At 67.0% G+C, this 1,742-nt stretch carries 3 protein-coding genes; all 3 read right to left on the bottom strand.

The genetic code is table 11. From position 1 onward, the window contains the following. On the bottom strand, positions 1–346 hold a 346-nt coding region (locus AC1D12_RS32625; RefSeq protein WP_477845282.1), incomplete at its 3' end, for a serine hydrolase domain-containing protein. Positions 347–359: 13 nt separating this feature from the next. Next, positions 360–1,127, bottom strand: coding sequence for a hypothetical protein (locus tag AC1D12_RS32630; protein ID WP_465111959.1), 768 nt, complete (start codon positions 1,125–1,127; stop codon positions 360–362). A gap of 61 nt (positions 1,128–1,188) precedes the next feature. Continuing rightward, on the bottom strand, positions 1,189–1,742 hold a 554-nt coding region (locus AC1D12_RS32635; RefSeq protein WP_477845283.1), incomplete at its 5' end, for a hypothetical protein.

Here is a 1,742-nt window from a genome sequence, read left to right on the forward strand (position 1 = left end):
GGCCTGCGGTGTGCGACAGCAGCTGTGCCAGCGTGGTGGCGGCCACGTCGCGGTGCAGGCCGCCCACGTGCCGGCCGATGCGGTCGTCGAGCTGCAGGCGCCCGGCCTCGCGCAGCTTCATGATCGCGACCGTGGTGAAGGTCTTCGAGTGCGAGGCCACGCGGAAGCGGTGCTGCGGCGTGAGCGCCGTGCCCTGCGCGAGGTTCGCGTACCCGAAGGCGTGTTCGAGCACCAGCTTGCCGTCGTGCGCCACCGCGATCGCACAGCCCGGCTGCTCGCTGACGCGCATCTGGTGTTCCAGCCAGCGAGGCAGGTAGTCCAGCGCTGCACCCAACCATCGTTTCATCGGATTCCCTTGTTCATGAGGCACACCCCGCATCCTTCAGCATCTTCAAGGTCGCCGCATCCGGCACCCCCGCCGCATCGATCCGCGGCACCCACACCGCGGGCGCCGACAACTGCTGCGCATCCATCGGCTCGATCGCGATCTGCTCCGGCTTGATCGCGAGACCCAGCGGCTGCGCCAGCGAGATCAGCAGCGACTTCAGCTCCTTGTCGGCCGCGTCCTTCATCTGCGCATGCGTGGCCGGCGTGCGCAGCCGGTCGTGGGCCTGGCTCAGCGCGAGCGCGGTGGCGTAGACCAGCACCTCGTTCTGCCGCGCGTACTCGTCGACGAACACGCCTTTCTCGACCGTCTCGAAGCGGAAGCTCTGCGTCGCCACCGACGGGCAGCCCACCAGCTGCACCGGCGGCGCCTTGAACAGCAGGCCGCCGTCCGGCGTCTTCGCGAGCGACCAGGTGCCGCGCTTCGCGAGGTCGTAGCCGTACGCGTAGTGCGTCTCGTAGCTCAGCGTGCCGGTCGAGTCCTTGTTGATGTTGTTGAAGCTCAGGAAGCGCAGCAGCTCGGCCATGCGCGGCCAGCCGGTCTTCAGCGTCCAGTTGACGCGCTGCTGGCTGCTGGCTTCCACCAGGATCAGCTTCTGCGCCGGCACGATCAACTCCGACAGCACCTGCGCCCGGTCGATCTCGGCGCACACCGGGCACTGGTGCCGCCCCTGGTGATACGCGGCCCAGGCCACGAGCAGGAAGCTCAGGCCGCCCAGCAACGCCCACTTGATGCCTTGCATCCGCTCTCCCGTCATGCGCAACGGATGCAGTATGCCCGCGTGGGGCTGCGGCCTCAGTGCTTCAGAAGAAGAAGCAGTAGGTCGTGGTGGACGGGCAGAAGACCTCGTCGACGTAGGTGCGCCGGTCCAGCAACTGGAAGCGGAACTCGTCGATCGTGAACGACAGGATCAGGTCGCTCGAGTAGGCGAGGTGGGCGTAGCCCTTGGGCCCGGTGATGTAGTGCTTGGGGTCGCCGATCGTCACGCTGAAGCTGGTCTTGTTGAACAGGTTGGCGAGCCGGCCGCGCACCTGTGCGCCGTAGTCGATGCCGTTGAACAGCAGCGCGCCGTCCGGGATCGAATCGATGCCGGCGAAGTGGATCGGCTGCAGCGAGCCGATGCTGTTCAGCGAGTTGTAGGCCTCCTGGGTCTTCTGGGCGAGCACCTGGTCCGCGAGCCGGGTGATCAGCGTGTCGACGACGATGTTGACGATCGGCACCCAGTCCACGTTGGTCGAGCACGAGTAGCTGCTCGACAGCGTGAAGTTCTGGACGCCGGTGACGGTGAACGTGCCCGCCACCGGATCCACCGTGCCGGTGACTGTCGTCCCCGGGTTGTTGCGCACCTGGATCGAGC

It is taken from the genome of Rhizobacter sp. P1_G5 (genome assembly GCF_056405435.1).

Excerpts from the sequence above, each read along its gene's own strand:
- AC1D12_RS32630 (WP_465111959.1), bottom strand. The coding sequence starts at position 1,127 with ATGCAAGGCATCAAGTGGGCGTTGCTGGGCGGCCTGAGCTTCCTGCTC.